At 37.5% G+C, this 16,427-nt stretch carries 10 protein-coding genes; 6 read left to right on the top strand and 4 right to left on the bottom strand.

Annotated elements, in window-relative coordinates:
* The first annotated feature begins 9 nt into the window (after positions 1–9).
* The 6 genes from AC012T_RS27915 to AC012T_RS27890 all read left to right on the top strand — a co-directional run bounded on the left by AC012T_RS27915 (position 10) and on the right by AC012T_RS27890 (position 12,266).
* Positions 10–4,062: an Eco57I restriction-modification methylase domain-containing protein gene (locus AC012T_RS27915; protein WP_487067577.1), complete on the top strand. Its 4,053-nt coding sequence runs from the start codon at positions 10–12 to the stop codon at positions 4,060–4,062.
* A 366-nt stretch (positions 4,063–4,428) separates the two neighbouring features.
* Positions 4,429–4,719 carry a nucleotidyltransferase family protein gene (locus AC012T_RS27910; protein WP_168642875.1) on the top strand — a complete coding sequence of 97 codons (291 nt, stop codon included), beginning with the start codon at positions 4,429–4,431 and terminating at the stop codon, positions 4,717–4,719.
* 28 nt (positions 4,720–4,747) lie between these two features.
* On the top strand, positions 4,748–5,050 hold the full coding sequence (locus AC012T_RS27905) for a HepT-like ribonuclease domain-containing protein (protein ID WP_487067670.1): 303 nt from the start codon (positions 4,748–4,750) through the stop codon (positions 5,048–5,050).
* 36 nt (positions 5,051–5,086) lie between these two features.
* Positions 5,087–5,983, top strand: a complete 897-nt coding sequence (locus AC012T_RS27900) for a hypothetical protein (protein WP_487067575.1) — start codon at positions 5,087–5,089, stop codon at positions 5,981–5,983.
* On the top strand, positions 5,980–6,699 hold the full coding sequence (locus AC012T_RS27895; protein ID WP_487067573.1) for a hypothetical protein: 720 nt from the start codon (positions 5,980–5,982) through the stop codon (positions 6,697–6,699). Before AC012T_RS27900 ends, AC012T_RS27895 begins: the two co-directional genes overlap by 4 nt.
* Positions 6,700–6,890: 191 nt before the next feature.
* A complete protein-coding gene (locus AC012T_RS27890; RefSeq protein WP_487067571.1) occupies positions 6,891–12,266 on the top strand; it encodes a DEAD/DEAH box helicase in 5,376 nt (1,791 codons plus the stop codon).
* A gap of 424 nt (positions 12,267–12,690) precedes the next feature.
* Here AC012T_RS27890 and AC012T_RS27885 read toward each other — a convergent pair whose 3' ends face one another.
* The 4 genes from AC012T_RS27885 to AC012T_RS27870 form a co-directional block, all read right to left on the bottom strand.
* On the bottom strand, positions 12,691–12,978 hold the full coding sequence (locus AC012T_RS27885; protein ID WP_487067569.1) for a hypothetical protein: 288 nt from the start codon (positions 12,976–12,978) through the stop codon (positions 12,691–12,693).
* A 74-nt stretch (positions 12,979–13,052) separates the two neighbouring features.
* Positions 13,053–13,994, bottom strand: a complete 942-nt coding sequence (locus AC012T_RS27880) for a ParM/StbA family protein (RefSeq protein WP_487067567.1) — start codon at positions 13,992–13,994, stop codon at positions 13,053–13,055.
* A gap of 517 nt (positions 13,995–14,511) precedes the next feature.
* Entirely contained in the window at positions 14,512–15,633 is a 1,122-nt protein-coding gene (locus AC012T_RS27875) for a ParB/RepB/Spo0J family partition protein (RefSeq protein WP_487067565.1), read from the bottom strand.
* Between the two features lie 2 nt (positions 15,634–15,635).
* Positions 15,636–16,427, bottom strand: coding sequence for a ParA family protein (locus tag AC012T_RS27870; protein ID WP_487067563.1), 792 nt, complete (start codon positions 16,425–16,427; stop codon positions 15,636–15,638).

The raw sequence follows: 16,427 nt of genomic DNA, 5'->3' as shown, positions 1-16,427 counted from the left end.
ATTAAAACTATGATTGGCGTACAATTTGAAGGCAACTTACTCGCAGCAGATATTACCACCGAACTATTAACCGGTAATATCAAAGGACAAACACCGGCGGATTTTGGCTTACCTAAATCTGATAAATTAGAAGATGAAATTGCGATCGCTTGGGGTGATGCAAAAGCCTATTGGGCATCTTTTCAACGCCAATTAAATAGGCTGGATGCGGAAGATACAGCCACCAGTATCACCCGTGAAATGGCTGTGCTGCTGTTAAAAAGTCTGGGATATAGCCCCGTATATACCGCTAAAGCTGAGGTGGTAGAAGGGCAAACCTACGCCATTTCCCACCGCGCTGTATTACCATCCGACTCTTCAATTACGAATTACGAATTACGAATTACGAATTATCCCCCCATTCATATTATTGGTTGTCGGTTGGATATTGATAAACGTCCTCCCAGTGGTACTCCTCGGTTATCAGCACATGGGTTAGTACAGGAATATCTTAACAAAACAGAGCATCTTTGGGCGATCGCAACTAATGGTTTTCGCTGGCGGTTATTGCGCGACTCTTCCCTAATGACTCGCCTTACTTATATCGAATTTGACTTAGAGCAGATTCTCAACGGTGAGAACTTTGCCGAATTTGGTCTATTTTATCGGCTTTTCCACCGTTCTCGTTTACCAGAAACTGCCGATGATGCGGATAAATGCCTATTGGAATATTACCATCAAGAGAGTATCCAACAAGGGGGAAGAGTACGCGATAGACTGCGCGACGGGGTAGAAAAAGCCTTGATACAGCTAGGAAACGGTTTTTTACAACATCGTGATAGTGAAAATCTCCGCCAAAAATACTCCGATAATTACGAATTAACTTATTATCGTCAATTATTGCGGTTAATTTATCGCCTATTATTTTTAATGGTGGCTGAATCTCGCAACTTATTATTAATTGGAGAAGATACAGAAAAAGCGAGAATTTATCTTGAATATTACAGCATTGAACGCTTGCGAGAATTAGCAGAACGTCCCCGCTATCGTCGGGAAGGATTTCAAGATATTTGGCAAGGTTTACGGGTGACATTTAAGTTATTTGATGAAAATTGGCGCGGACAAATATTAGGATTATCGCCTTTAAATGGTGATTTATTTGGTTCACAAACCTTGACAGATTTAGATGATTGTGGTATTGATAATTATGATTTATTAACTGCCATTCGTTGTTTATCTTTGTATGAAGATAAAGGACAAATCCGCCGGGTAAATTATGCAGCTTTGGATGTGGAAGAATTGGGAAGTGTCTATGAAAGTTTATTAGATTTTCACCCTCAAATTAAACAAAATCAAGGCATATATGAATTTAATTTAGTATTTGGCAGTGATAGAAAAACCACAGGTTCTTATTACACACCTCCCCAACTTGTTCAACAGTTAATTAAAACCGCATTAGAACCAGTTATTGAGGAGAAATTGCGCCAAGCTGAACAAAAAATTGGCAATTCTCGTTCCCATGCTCTGCGTGGGAATGTAGATCCAGAGGCTCTGCCTACTGGTACAATTGAGGTAGAACCTCAGCGTGTGCATTCCCAGCCGGAGTCTGGAAACGAGGGATTAGAACAAGCGTTATTAAGTTTAAAAGTTATAGATCCTGCTTGTGGTTCTGGACATTTTTTATTAGCCGCAGCAAGACGCATAGGAAAGGAATTAGCGAAGGTGAGAACAGGGGAATCTCAACCAGCACCCGAACCTTTACGTCAAGCGGTGCGTGATGTCATTCAAAACTGTATTTATGGGGTAGATTTGAACCCTTTAGCGGTAGATTTGTGTAAGGTGGCTTTATGGATTGAAGGTTTTGCGACTGGTAAACCTTTAAACTTTTTAGATCATCGGATAAAATGCGGTAATTCTCTGGTTGGTGTTTTGGATTTAGATTGTTTAGATGCAGGTATTCCTGATGATGCTTTTAAAGCGGTGACTGGTGATGATAAGAAGTTAGCGACTGATTTTAAGAAGCGGAATAAAAAAGAACGGGAAAACCAAGGACAATTATCTATTTTTGAAACTGCTGCTGATGATAGTTACATCTTTGCGAAATTATGGCAAGAATTAGCGGACTTTTCCGAAAATACACCCCAAGAAGTTAAAGAAAAAGAGAGAAAATATCAAGATAATCTTTTAGATAATCATTGGTGGTTAAAATATGTAGCTTGTAATTTATGGACTTCGGCATTTTTTAGACCATTAACTGAACATAATTTACAGTTATTACCAACAACAGAAACTTTAAATCGGTTAAAACGTGAGTTAGTGCAAAAGGTTCTTAATTCAGATTCTAATTACGTTAGCGAAGCTTTCCCGAAGGGAGCATTACGAGTTACGAATTACGAATTACAAGGGTTAATTGAAGCTGCTAATAAGTTAGCAAAGGAAAAATATTTCTTTCATTGGCCTTTAGAATTTCCTGAAGTTTTTGAAGATGGCGGTTTTAGTTGTATTTTAGGTAATCCTCCTTGGGAGAGAATTAAGTTACAAGAAAAAGAGTTTTTCGCTTCTCGTAATTTGGAAATTGCGAACGCACAAAATAAAGCAGCGCGGGAAAAGTTGATTAAAGAGTTACCCAAGCAAAATCCAGCTTTAGCACAAGCTTTTGAAGATGCTAAACATGATGCGGAAGCACAAAGTAAGTTTATTCGGGAAGGGGGGAGATTTCCTTTAACTGCTGTGGGTGATATTAATACTTATGCTGTGTTTGCGGAAACTACGAGATGTTTAATTAATGATAATGGTAGAGTTGGGGTAATTGTTCCTACTGGTATCGCAACTGACGCGACTACATCTAAATTTTTTAGTGATTTAGTTGAATCATCCAGTCTTCAAGAAATAATAGGTTTTGAAAACGAAAGATTTTTATTTCCTGGAGTTGATCATCGAGTATCTTTCTGTACAGTTTTTATTGGTGGATTAAAATGTAATTTTGTTGAAATGAAATTTTCTTGGTTTGCTTGGAATGTTAAACAAGCTAATGAAATAGCTAGACAAGTAATTCTGACACAATTAGATTTTTTATTAATCAATCCTAATACCTTTACTTGTCCTGTATTTCGCACTCATGCTGATTCAGAATTAACCAAAAAGATATATAAGAATGTACCTGTTCTAGAAAATGAGAAAACAGGAATTAACCATTGGGGTATTTCATTTATGCGTATGTTTGACATGGCTAATGATAGCGGTTTGTTTAAAAATGAATCAAGTAATAACTTAGTTCCACTTTATGAAGCTAAAATGTTTCATCAATTTGATCACCGTTATTCAACTTATGAAAATGCAACACAGGCTGATTTAAATGTTGGTATACTTCCAAAACCATCAGAAGTGTTAAAACAAAATCCTAGTTTTACGGTTCAACCTCGCTATTGGGTAAGTCGGGTTGAAGTTGAAAATAGATTAAGTCAGAATTGGAAAAAAGATTGGTTATTAAGTTTTAGAAGTATTGGACGTTCAACTAATGAACGTACCGCTATTTTTAGCTTATTACCTAAAATTGCTGTAGGACATAAAGCACCTCTTATTTTTATTGATATAAAGTTTATTTCATTAATTAGTTGTCTAATTGCTAATTTCAATTCATTGGTATTTGATTTTGTAACTAGACAAAAGATGGGTGGTACTGATTTTAGTTACTTTATTCTCAAACAACTTCCTGTTATTCCCCCAGAAAAATACACAGAAAAAGACATAGAATATATCACCCCCCGCGTCCTCGAATTAGTGTACACATCCTGGGATATGCAACCCTTCGCGCAAGACATGGGATACAACGGAGAACCCTTTATTTGGAATCCCAATAAACGCGCCTTAATTCGAGCCGAATTAGACGCATATTACGCCAAACTTTACCAACTCACCCGCGATGAACTACGATATATATTAGATCATGCGGATGTCTATGGTGCAGAATTTCCCAGTGAAACATTTAGAGTATTAAAGAACAATGAAATCAAACAATTTGGGGAATATAGAACCCAAAGATTAGTATTAGAAGCGTGGGATAGAATAATTCGTAATTCGTAATTATTTTGTTAGAATCAGGATATCCAGGATTTAAGGATTTACAGGATGTGATTTTGATATTTGTGGTGTGTGTTTGATAATTATTAATTGTCTGAATCAGGATATCCAGGATTTAAGGATGTACAGGATGTTATTTGGAAATTATCAAATATGAAAAAATTAAATTATGTTAAAAATATTATTTAATTAGGCAATTTATTAGTACAATTATTCAATCATCAAAAACTCTACTCTCAAATTACTAAATCAAACAAACCACATCTTGTAAATCCTTAAATCCTGGACATCCTGATTGTGACAAAAAATATTAAACATCTTGTAAATCCTCAAATCCTGGATATCCTGATTGTGACAAAAATGCAAATTATGAACAGAGAATATTTAATCAACTTTCTCAAAAAAAACTTAACCACCATTAAAAGTTATGGTGTAACTTCCTTAGCTTTATTTGGTTCTTATGCAAGAGATGAAGCAAAAACTACTAGCGATATTGACTTATTAGTAGAATTTCAAGGGAAAGTTACCTTTGATAAATATATGGACTTAAAATTTTTCTTAGAAGATAACTTATCTTTATCCGTTGATTTAGTCACTAAAAAAATGTTGAAACCTCAAATTATTGATGCTGTAGAAAAGGACGCTATTTATGTCGCGTAGCTTAAAACTTTATTGTGATGATATTTAAATTAGTTGTGATAAAATTCTTCGTTATACTCAAGGATTAGATGATCAGAGTTTTTTTGCTGATGAATTAAGATTTGATGCGGTAATTATAAATTTACAGGTTATTGGAGAATCAGTTAAACAAATCCCACTAGAAATAAGAAATAAATATCCACATATTGAATGGCGCAAAATTGCCGGATTGAGAGATATTTTAGTTCATGCTTATTTTTCCTTAGAAGATGAGATTATTTGGGATATTATTCAAACTAAAACTAGTCCTTTGAAATCAGCAATTTTAATTATTATTTCTCAAGAATTTTAAGTTATTAATTGTCTAAATAGACAATAAAAAACCCTCATGTATACAGAAGAGCAAATCAAAAATTTATTTGGAGATCCCGCTGTAAAATATATAAAACATAAAAATACAGGTGGTGTTAGTAACAGTAAAGGTAACACTTATGAAAACATTTTTGCTATTTACAAAATATCCTTATTATCTAAATGCGTTTTAGAATGTAACAAAGAAATTTACTTATTAAGCCAATGTCTATCTTTTATTGATGACTTAATTATTGAACTTGTCTCAGAAAACACACTGCAACACTATCAACTTAAAAATAGTTCTGCTGTAACTTGGGGAACAGGAGAAAAATCAATAAATGACGACTTTAAAAAACAGTATGAATTAAATAAATCAATTTCTAAAGCATCAGAACTTGCGCTTGTAGTTTCTTCTTTAGAACTCCGAGATAAATTACAAGCAACCATCCATAATGATATTAAAGATTATAGCCAAGTTATTCACTTCTATTTTGCCGATAGCCTACCTAAAATAATTTCTCAAGAACCTGATTTTAGATGTTCATTAGAGTATTTATGTGCTTTTGAGAACCCAGAGCCAGATAAACTTGAATGCCTGGCTACAGTTTTACTTGGTGCTTGGGTAGCCAGTGATAAATCTAAAGTACCTATTATAGATATTCTCAAAAAAGCTCAACATTTCATCCCTTCATATATTCGTTCCTTTCAAGTAGAACTACAGTTAGATCCACAAGTAAGAGATATTTTTGATAAAATAGACGATTTCACATATAATTTAACCAGAGGCTTTTTAAAATGGGAGTATTTCGACGGACTAAATGAAGGAACATTATCTTACAGTATCGAAACACCAAGGTTTCAAAAATTTGAGGAACTTATTAAAAGAAATCGCCCCACTTCCTTTGAAGAATTGGAGGTGTTCTTGATATGACTAGATTATATACAGATATTTGTAGTAAAGACGTTCGGAAATTACTGGAAACATTAGCCAATAAGGATGTCAATCCAGACCAGTACAAAGTAACTATGACCAAGATAGGTGGTAATCTTGGTAAATTTTTGATATCTAAAATTAATGATAAAAATCCTGATATATACCTGGCTTGTACAGTAGAAGATGCTGATTTTTTAGCTAAAGGCATACTTTCAAAATTAGAAAATTATTATCACAATATTGGTTTTGCTTGTTTTTGGAACAAGCGATTTTCTCCTTTTGAAATTGAAGATTTAAAAGTAGCTCCCATCCTCAAAAAATATCAAGAACCTGCTTATGAGAAGGTTCAGTATTTGATTGTCATTAAATCCATTATTTCTGGTGCTTGTGTAGTCAGAACTAATTTAGTAAACTTGATTCAAAAAATAGAACCAGAGAAGATATTTATAGTTGCGCCTGTCATTTATAAAAATGCAGAGCAAAAACTCAAAGATGAATTTGACGAAAATATCTATAGTAAATTTGAATTCTTTTATTTTGCTAAAGACGATGAACGCACCCAAGAAGGTGAAGTAATACCAGGGATAGGAGGTAATGTCTATTTAAGGTTGGGATTTGAGGGACAAGATCATAAAAATGAATATATCCCCGAAATCGTGAAAATGAGACGTTCTAAATTTATCCGTCAAAAGCAGGAAATTCATCATACTTAATGATAATTTAATGTCTGATAGCGTAGCGTGGCGCAAGCCATATCAGGATTTACAGGATTAAGAAATGAACAGGATTTTTTTACTCATGTTACAATTAATGAGTGATAAATTATACGAAATTTCATACTGTTCGCGTAATGTGAAGTTAGCCATAAATCCTGAAATAAATTCAGAAAATCCTGATCATAATTATGAAAATACCTGTAAGACTACAAGAACTATTACAACAACCAGAAGCAGCAATTTTATCAATTAGTTCCCTCATGGGACAAAAATTAGCATTAGTTGACTGTACAAACGTTGCTGAACTCACCCCAGAACAACTAAACCTAATTTTCACCCATATTCCCCCAACATGGGATTATGAAGAACTAACAGAAATCTTTAATCCTGACACCCTTACAGAAACCTTTGCTATCCAACTTTGTGAATATATAGATCATCGTTTAGGACGCACCCCCCAACCTTCTACAATTACCAATTACCAATCACCAATTCCCGATTCTCTCGATATATTTAACTTCCGTAATGAAATTATCGGCGACTATCGCCGCTATATAGAAAGCTTCTTAAAAATCCGTGATCATAAAGTTAGAGAATTCGTCAATCAAGAACTTGAAAAAGGACAACTGTGGACAAATCCCCTCGTCCAACTTAATCCCAAATATCGCCCTGGTGCAACAGTCACCGAATTAGTAAATAGCAGTATTTTACATCCTGAATGTACTCAATACTTCTCCAAAAACGGTAAACCTTTTCACTTCCACTATCACCAACAACAAGCATTTGAAACCGCTCAAAAACAAGAACCTTATGTATTAACAACAGGTACAGGTTCTGGGAAAAGCATGACTTATGTAGTCCCCATTTTTAACGACTTACTCCGTCATCCAGAAATTCAAGGAGTCAGGGCAATATTAGTATATCCCATGAACGCCCTGATTAACTCCCAAGAAGAAGAAATCAAGAAATTTCTCAATAACGTTTCTAACACCCATATTCGCGTTGCTAAATACACCGGACAAGAAAGTTTAACCAAAAAAACCGAAATTCAAAACAACCCACCCCACATATTATTAACTAACTATGTGATGCTGGAATTAATGCTTTCCCGCACCCATGAAGAAAAACTTGTTGCTTCTCCAGAATTAAAATTTTTAGTATTAGATGAACTCCATACTTATCGCGTTAGACAAGGTGCAGACGTAGCCATTTTAATTAGAAAACTCCGCCAACGTTGTGGACAAAAATTATTATGTATTGGAACAAGTGCTACCATGTCCACAGAAGGAACACGCACAGAACGCCGTCAAGTAGTAGCAGATGTTGCGAGTAAATTATTTGGTGTCGAAATTAAACCCCATAACGTCATAGATGAAACCTTAGAACGTTCTATAAAACTGGCTGAACCGACGATAAAAGAACTGCGAGAAAGCATTGAAAAAGGTTTACCACCAGAGACAGAACAAACATTAGAAAACTTCCAGAACCATCCCCTGAGTTACTGGATAGAAATGACCTTTGGTTTAGAAGATAAACAAGGTCATCTTGTCCGACGTACACCCATAAGTTTAGAATCTGGTGCAGAAATATTGGCTAGTAGTTGCACTTTAACACCAGAAGATGAGAATGCAGTCAAGCAAAACTACGAACAATATCTCAATGTCCTTAAACAAATGTTTCTCTGGGGAAGCACAGCCAAAGGATTAGCATTTCGACTCCATCAATTTATCTCCCAAGGTGGTAGTGTTTACGCCACTATCGAAACTCCAAACAAACGCTTTCTCACCCTAGAAGGACAATATACCACCACAGAAAACCGTTTACTTTATCCCCTTGTCTTTTGTCGAGAATGCGGACAAGATTATTATGTAGCCAACTACAATAATGACAAACAAATAGTCCTTCCCCAACTGCCCACAGCATTAGATATGAGTCCCGAATATGCTGATATTCAAGCAGGTTATTTAACCTTAGATGAACCAGAACTTTGGGACTCTTATAAAGATGAAGAAAGACTTCCTGATTCTTGGTTTACCGAAACTAAAAAGAAAGGAAGAGTTCCTAAAAAAGACTTTGCTAAATTCATTCCCCAAAAATTACAAATTCTCCCCAACGGGAAAATTACAACCTCAATTTTACAGGGAACAACCTGTTGGTTTATCCCTAGACCATTTCGTGTTTGTCTCAACTGTGGAGTTGTCCATGACGGTAACAAAAACGAATTTACCAAACTCTCCCGCTTGAGTAGTGAAGGACGCAGTACCGCTACAACTCTGCTGTGTTTATCCACCGTCAGCCGTCTCAAACAAGTTTTCACAAGCGAAAAAGCCCAAGCCGCCAAAATTCTCAGTTTCACCGATAACCGCCAGGATGCCTCATTACAAGCGGGACATTTTAACGACTTCGTACAAACCAGTTTTTTACGTGCTGCTTTATTAGGTGCATTACAAACTAAAGGACAACTCACCCACAGCGAGTTAGTCAGTGAAGTTATCAAACAAATGGGACTAAAACAAGCAGCTTACGCTAAAGAAGTGGCAGAGTTTGGTAGAGGAAAACAGCGCAATGAAGAGGCATTTCGCAAACTCATAGAATATCGTCTTTATGAAGACTTGCGCCGGGGTTGGCGGATTGTCCAACCTAATTTAGAACAGTGTGGACTGCTGATCATCGAATATGATGGTTTAAAAGATATCTGCGCGGAAACTGCCCTGTGGCAAAAACACCGTCACCCAGTCTTATTACAAGCTACCCCCCAGGAACGGTTTATTGCTACCCAAGCGTTATTAAATCATTTGCGGCGAGAATTAGCCGTTGATGCCAAATTAATCCAATTTGAACAAAAAGACTCCCTCCTTAGAGATGTTTTTCAAGCCATTAAAGAACCTTGGGTATTTGATGAAAATGAACAGTTACATTTTGCAGAATGGGCAATAACAGACAGTAATACCAATAAAAAAGCGAAAGTAAAACTCACCAGCAGAAGTAAAATAGGTAGATTTTTACGTTCTCCCAAAGCTTGGTCACTCAGAAGTGAACTGTTAACAGAAGCAGAGTACAGTAATTTAATTGTTACCTTAATTAATGCCTTATCAGATGCCGGTTATCTATGCCAGGATAAACCCGGAATTCAACTCAGAATTGATTCCCTAGTCTGGAAAGCTACCAAATTAACTGAAATTCCCCCAGACCCCCTGGCATCTAAGCGGTTACAGGGTCAGGAAGACGCAAAAAGACCTGTTAACAGCTTCTTTCAGGAATTTTATCAAAGTAATGCCCACCAAATCCAAACAATGGAAGGGCGAGAACATACAGGACAAGTCCGCACCCAAGCCCGTCAGGAACGGGAAGAAAGGTTTAGAAAGGGAGAATTAGCCAGCTTATTCTGTTCCCCGACAATGGAATTAGGAATTGATATTTCTGACCTCAGCGTTGTCCATTTGCGGAACGTTCCCCCCAGTCCTGCTAACTATGCCCAACGCAGTGGCCGGGCTGGACGCAGTGGACAGGAAGCATTAGTTATTACCTATGCAGCTATTGGTAGTGGACATGATCAATATTTCTTTAAACGTCAAGAACAGATGGTAGCTGGGGCTGTTGCACCACCCAAATTAGAATTAGCCAACCAAGATTTAGTCCAGTCTCACGTATATTCTATCTGGCTGGCACATACGGGAGTTTACTTAGATGACTCCATGAACAAAATTCTCGATTTAGATGTTGATGGTTATCCTCTGAAAGAGAGTATTCGTCAACAATTGATACTTAGTGATACTAAGTTAGCATCATGTTTAAAAGCCACTCAATCAATACTTGCAGATACTTTCTGCCAAGCTGATTTACAAAAAGCCTCTTGGTATTCTGTGAATTGGCTACAATTTACCATAGAGAATGCACTGAATACATTGAATAGAAAATGCGATCGCTGGCGGGAATTATACCGTGAAGCAGTTATCCAATTAGACAAAGCCCGCAACATCATAGACCGTCATGCTAGAGGCTATGTCAGCCAAGAAGAAAATGACATTGCCAAAGCCCAGGAACGAGAAGCATTAAGACAAAGAAGCTTATTAGTCGGACTCAACCAAGGTAAGAGTAATAGCGAATTTGAATTTTATCCCTACCGCTACTTTGCTGCTGAAGGATTTTTACCAGGGTTTAACTTCCCCCGCTTACCTGTGAGGGCATATATTTCCACTAATGACGGTGGTGAATTTATCTCTCGTCCTCGTGTTGTTGCTTTACGGGAATTTGCACCCAGTAATATTATTTACTATGAAGGTAGTAAATTCATGGTATCAAAAACCAAAATCCCTGTCGGCGGAATTGATAGCCAGTACCAACGTGTAAAATGTTGTTTTAACTGCGGTTATTTCCATACAGATAATTTGAGTCGTGATACTTGTGAAAACTGCGGTACACAGTTCAAAGCAGATGCCTATCAAAATCTTTCTGAACTAAGTCGTGTTTTAGCAATGGATACCGCCCTCACTCGCAGAAGAGAACGGATCACCTGCGACGAAGAAGAAAGACTTAAATATGGTTATAACATCACCACCCATTTCCGCTATGCCGCCCAAAAACAAGAATCTGCCACAGTTTTAGCAGCAGATCATACACCACTATTCAAATTAACCTATGGTAGTACAGCCACCTTATGGCGGATTAATCGGGGACTGAAAAAAAACACCGAAGAAAGAGGTTTTAAATTAGATATTAAAACAGGACTTTGGGGAGATTTAAAGACAAATTTATCACCAACAAACTTACCTCCAGAAACTTTACACACTGAAGTTAATTTAATGGTAGATGACACTTGTAATATTCTCGTTATTGAACCCTTGAGTGTTCCCCAAGACAACAAAGAAGCCTTTATTGCTACTCTTCAATACATCCTAGAAACAGCAATTCAAGCAGTTTATAAATTAGAACCAGATGAACTAGATTCAGAACGATTAGGAGAAGGTAAATATCTTTTATTTTGGGAAGCATCAGAAGGTGGTGCAGGAGTTTTATCTCAGCTACTCCAACAACCAAATGCTTTTCAAAAAATTGCAAATGCTGCATTAGATATCTGTCATTTTAAAACACCTAAAGATAGCTGTGTACAAGCTTGCTATGAATGCTTACTTTCCTATAGGAATCAATTTGACCATCCTTTGATTAATCGTCATCTTATTAAACCTTTACTCGATGATCTGCAAGCAAGTACAGTAGAGATATCCGGTGTATTTCGAGATGAACAATATCAAAAACTATTCGCACAAACAGATGCAAACTCTGATTTTGAACGAGAAGTTTTACAAGAGATTTACCAACGGGGTTATAAACTACCTGATACAGCCCAGGAATTAATTGCCGAAGCAAACTGTAAACCAGATTTTATTTATCATCAGGAGGCGATCGCTATTTTCTGCGATGGTTCAGTTCATGATAGTCCTGAACAGAAAAAGCAAGACCAAATTGAGAGAGATAATCTTAGGTACAACGCAGGATATCAGATATTAACTCTGCGCTATGATGAAAATTGGCAGGAGAAATTGGAGGTTTTAGGGAGTTTATGAATTGATAATTGGTAATCCATTTAAATTGGTATAATATCCAATTAATATGGTTCTTCAGTACCTAATATGCAAAATCTAGGCAAAAAAAATCTCAGAAAGCTGAATCTGTATAAGAAATGAGGCATAATTTTTAACATTATTGCAATATTGCGTAACTCTATGGTTTACCTGATCTCGCCAACAAACAAACCGTAGAACCACTTAAGCAACGCTGGCAACTTTACCGCACTGTTGCCTATGGTATCTGTGGCGTAGTTTGAATAATTCTTAGAGGAAACTTTTGAGTGATGTCTGCGGAGATTTCTTTTAGCGCCACTCACTGTATGCGATCGCGTACAGCGCAACCGAGCAACGCGGCGATTTTTATCACAGCCAAAATATCTGGATCATTAATGGTTAGTTGAGTCACACCAAGACATAACAATTACAAATCAAAATCCAGTGTGAATGTTTCGCCATCAGCATCTTTGGGATTTTCCGGTAGTGATGGAGTTGCAGAGGGCTGGTCTTGTTGGCTTTGGTTTGTAACAATCGGGTTGAAAGCCGGGGTATGTGTAACTACTTGTTGCATGGGGAATGCACCCTTTTTGAAAGCAAAATAGCAATCAATGATAAAGTAAAGCGTTTCTAGGTAACTTTTATCTAGTTGCTGTGATTCGGCAAATATGCGTTCTCGGTAGCTATCTTTAATCCGAACTTTTTCCGGTGTCATTGGCTTCGTTCCCATTCAAATTGGTTGATTCAAAATTCGCGCATCATTGCTCAAGCCAGGGGTGGTCAAGAGGGCTACAGATTCTTGTTCATCATGGCTTTTGCCATCTCTAGCAATCCATAGGCATTAGCTTCTACGGGATTGTCCAGAATTTTGAACCCGTTCTTCTCCAATAGCTTCTTAAATCCAGGTAACAAGCAGCCTCCACCAATCGCCCAAATTTCATCCCCCTGGTGATTGGCATCTAGTGTCAGACTTACGGGTTTCTTTAAGAATTTTTCATACCAATCTTTCAAACAACTGGTGTAGATATCTTTAATATCAATGTCACGACTGTATTTGGTATGTCCCTTTTCCAAACAAAATCGAATCTGGGAGGCGTTGCCGATTTTCCCCCCGTTGAGACGTTTCATTTTTTCAGCAATGTCTTCGATGAGAACTTCTACACCTGCTGGGTAAGGGGTGTGAACTTCTCGCTTTCCCTGGTTGTAACGAGAATAAAGCGTAGTTCCATTACCAAAATCTAAAACTGTGAGCTTGGGTGGAAGTTGATGCCCAAACAATGCACCCATTCCTTCTGGCACGACTTTGATTATTTCTAGGGTGACATCTGATTTTTTGCCCGCCAGGATTGGTTGATATTCTCCGTTGAGTGCTTGTTGTAAATTTTCTGCTAGTCCGATGTCATGTAAACTGACGACTAATTTTAAATGCCAAGCTTTACGATGTGGCAGATGTGCTAATCCACCAAATAACATCAACAGTGCATTTTTAATTTTGTTTTCGTTGTGGTCTGTGTTGCGGTCAAAATGATAACCTGTACGAAAGGCAGATTCTCCTACTGTGTAAGCTGCTCCATCGAAGACGATTCTTCCTGGTACATCTTCCATCTCTGCTGTGGAAATATAGCTGGGGATACGAACAACTTCAAATCCATCGACGAAAAGTTTCAGGCTGCCGTAACCGTTATCGAATCCTGCTGGAAAAATTTTTTGTAAGGCATGAATGTTGGGCATGGGGGTCAAGTGGGATACAAAAAATGGGTGGTAAAAAGATACCCTGAGTATCACCTATATATACCCTAGATAGGGGCTAAAATTTCAATTATTTTCTGATTTCTTGTTAGGGTATATATACCACCTATATAGCACCTACCTATACCCCAAATTAATTTAATTCAGCGAAATGCACCCTAAATAACACTTAGGCAGGATATATTTAGGTGTTACTTAGGGGTCAAAAGAAATAAATACAAGTCTCTAATTTCTTTTTGGGGTATACTTAACCCCTATAAAACACCTACTTGCAGCCCACATTAGTTTTAGTTAGTAATTTATAGTGGTTTTGTGAATATTTGCACACTATTTAAAAAGGATTAGAGAACTCCACAAAAAAGATGAACTGCTTGCAGCAGCGCTTCGCTATCCAATTTCACCAAATCAAAGCGACTTTTCTTCCCCCTGCTCCCTGCTCCCTGCCCCCCTGCCGTCACAACGACGGGATATTTTTTTAGTTGGAAGTCTCTTAATGAAATCACTCACCATTCACGGCAATCACTTTCTCAACTTCTGCTAATTTTTGCTGTAATAGAGAGCGCATTTCTTGAAGTTGTTTACTACTAGCTCTGGTAAGCAAATCTTCAGAAATTCCATTAACTTTTTGAAGTATGGTTTTTATTTCCTTTAACTCTTGTTTCTGTGACTTCAAATATTTAGTCTTAATGTTTCTAATGAATTCACGAGTTTCTGCTACTGTCAGATTTTTCTTTAAAACTTCATCTGTGGCCGTCATCCGTTCAGAGGCTGCTTGATTTTCTGATATGTCTAGTGTCTTGGCAGAGAGAGTTGCCAACGCTAAAGCATGAGCGCCTTTTAGACCTTGTTCTCGAATTGCTTGTTTTAAATCTGGAACCAGGTACAGCATCGGCATGAGATTAGCTTTCACCGAACTCGGATTTAATCCTAACTCTAGCAACACTTGTAGTAGATTCTGTTCTCTACCTGTAATCCCCAATAGTTCTAAGCCTTGCTGTTGTTCATCGGCGTTTACAGCTGTTAACTTTGCTAGTTCTTTACTCTTGCCATCTCTCTCTACTCTTTTAATCACCGTGCCTAACATTGTGGCAACTTCATCCATTTCCAAATCAGCCGACTTAATTACTTCTTTAAATACTGCCTCTGCTTTATCTAAAGGATTCAAATCTTCAAAGCCAAGAAAAGTTAGTAATGCCGATTGATCTAAGTCGTTAGGCATTGCCGCTATGACTGCACGAATAGTTGACCAACCCAGCAATTTAGCTGCTTCAGTCCGGAGTTGACCATCTAGTAAGGTGTAACGACCATTCCCCTGTGGTACTAGAATTACTGCTGAAATTTGTCCATGTTTTTTGAGCAGCCGTGCTTTCGCTTGTATTAGTTCTGGTGTAATTGTTTGCCGGGGCTGATCAGGATTAGGATCAATGAGAGCTAAATCAATTTGTGATTCTCCTGATTGGTTTTGCAGCTGTTCTCGGAGTTCTTGCAATTCATTTTCTAAATCTGGAGATTGGGCGGCTCTCAATCTTTCTATCTCGGCTTGCAGTTCAGCAATTTTTTGCTCTTGCTCTGTTTTTTGGATTGCGCCGCTGAATTTGTTAGCAATTTTCGGCAATGCCACGATTATTTGTTCTCCTGAATTAAAGCTGCTAAATCATCTGTAATTTGCTGAAAATCTCTACAGGCAGGATGTTTGGGACGGTATTTTTGTAAAGGTAAGCCGTGAGCGCTGGCATTTTTGAATTCGTTTGAGTTGCGAACTTTAGGATAAAGTTTTAAATGTAAATGTTCGGTAATCTCTGGTAATTGCTCTAAATATTGCCTGTGCATTGCCACTGTATCATCATACATACTTGGCACAAATCCCAAGATTGGTGGGCGAGGTTCTAACTGTAACTCATCACCTGTAGAAATACACCACTCTACCAATTCTGCTGAACCAGAAATGGCTTTCATTTCCAATTGCACGGGAACTAATATATGGGTTGAGGCAGCTAAAGCATTAACGTTTAACATTCCTAAAGTAGCCGGACAATCCAAAATTACTAGATTGTGGGGCAAAGGGTATTTTTTTAAGCGATCGCTTAGTGTGTACTCTCCTCGTTTGCGGATAACTAATTCATTGGCTATTTCTGCTAAAAGTGGATGTCCCTGACAAACTTGAGTTTTTGATTGTTCCCAAACCGAAATTAAATCCCAATCGCCTTGGAAATCTTTTGATAATACCTTAACTAAAGTGGTTGATACTTCAGCCGGAGGCAATCCACAAAATACATCCAAAGAACGTTGTGGATCTAAGTCGATGATTGCGACATCAAAGCCCAGCCGACTCATTTCATAGGCAATGTGTACGCTCAGTGTGGTTTTGCCTACACCACCGGCGTTAGCTATAAGTGAAAGAACTATCTGCTTCAT

The sequence above is a fragment of the Anabaena sp. EIM26 genome (genome assembly GCF_057568715.1).
This window is presented reverse-complemented; position numbering and strand designations above follow the sequence as displayed.

Bases quoted from the DNA above. Each gene is read 5' to 3' on its own strand.
- AC012T_RS27870 (WP_487067563.1), bottom strand. From the start codon at position 16,427: ATGAAGCAGATAGTTCTTTCACTTATAGCTAACGCCGGTGGTGTAGGC.
- AC012T_RS27910 (WP_168642875.1), top strand. From the start codon at position 4,429: ATGAACAGAGAATATTTAATCAACTTTCTCAAAAAAAACTTAACCACC.
- AC012T_RS27895 (WP_487067573.1), top strand. From the start codon at position 5,980: ATGACTAGATTATATACAGATATTTGTAGTAAAGACGTTCGGAAATTA.
- AC012T_RS27915 (WP_487067577.1), top strand. From the start codon at position 10: ATGATTGGCGTACAATTTGAAGGCAACTTACTCGCAGCAGATATTACC.
- AC012T_RS27890 (WP_487067571.1), top strand. From the start codon at position 6,891: ATGAAAATACCTGTAAGACTACAAGAACTATTACAACAACCAGAAGCA.
- AC012T_RS27885 (WP_487067569.1), bottom strand. From the start codon at position 12,978: ATGACACCGGAAAAAGTTCGGATTAAAGATAGCTACCGAGAACGCATA.
- AC012T_RS27900 (WP_487067575.1), top strand. From the start codon at position 5,087: ATGTATACAGAAGAGCAAATCAAAAATTTATTTGGAGATCCCGCTGTA.
- AC012T_RS27880 (WP_487067567.1), bottom strand. From the start codon at position 13,994: ATGCCCAACATTCATGCCTTACAAAAAATTTTTCCAGCAGGATTCGAT.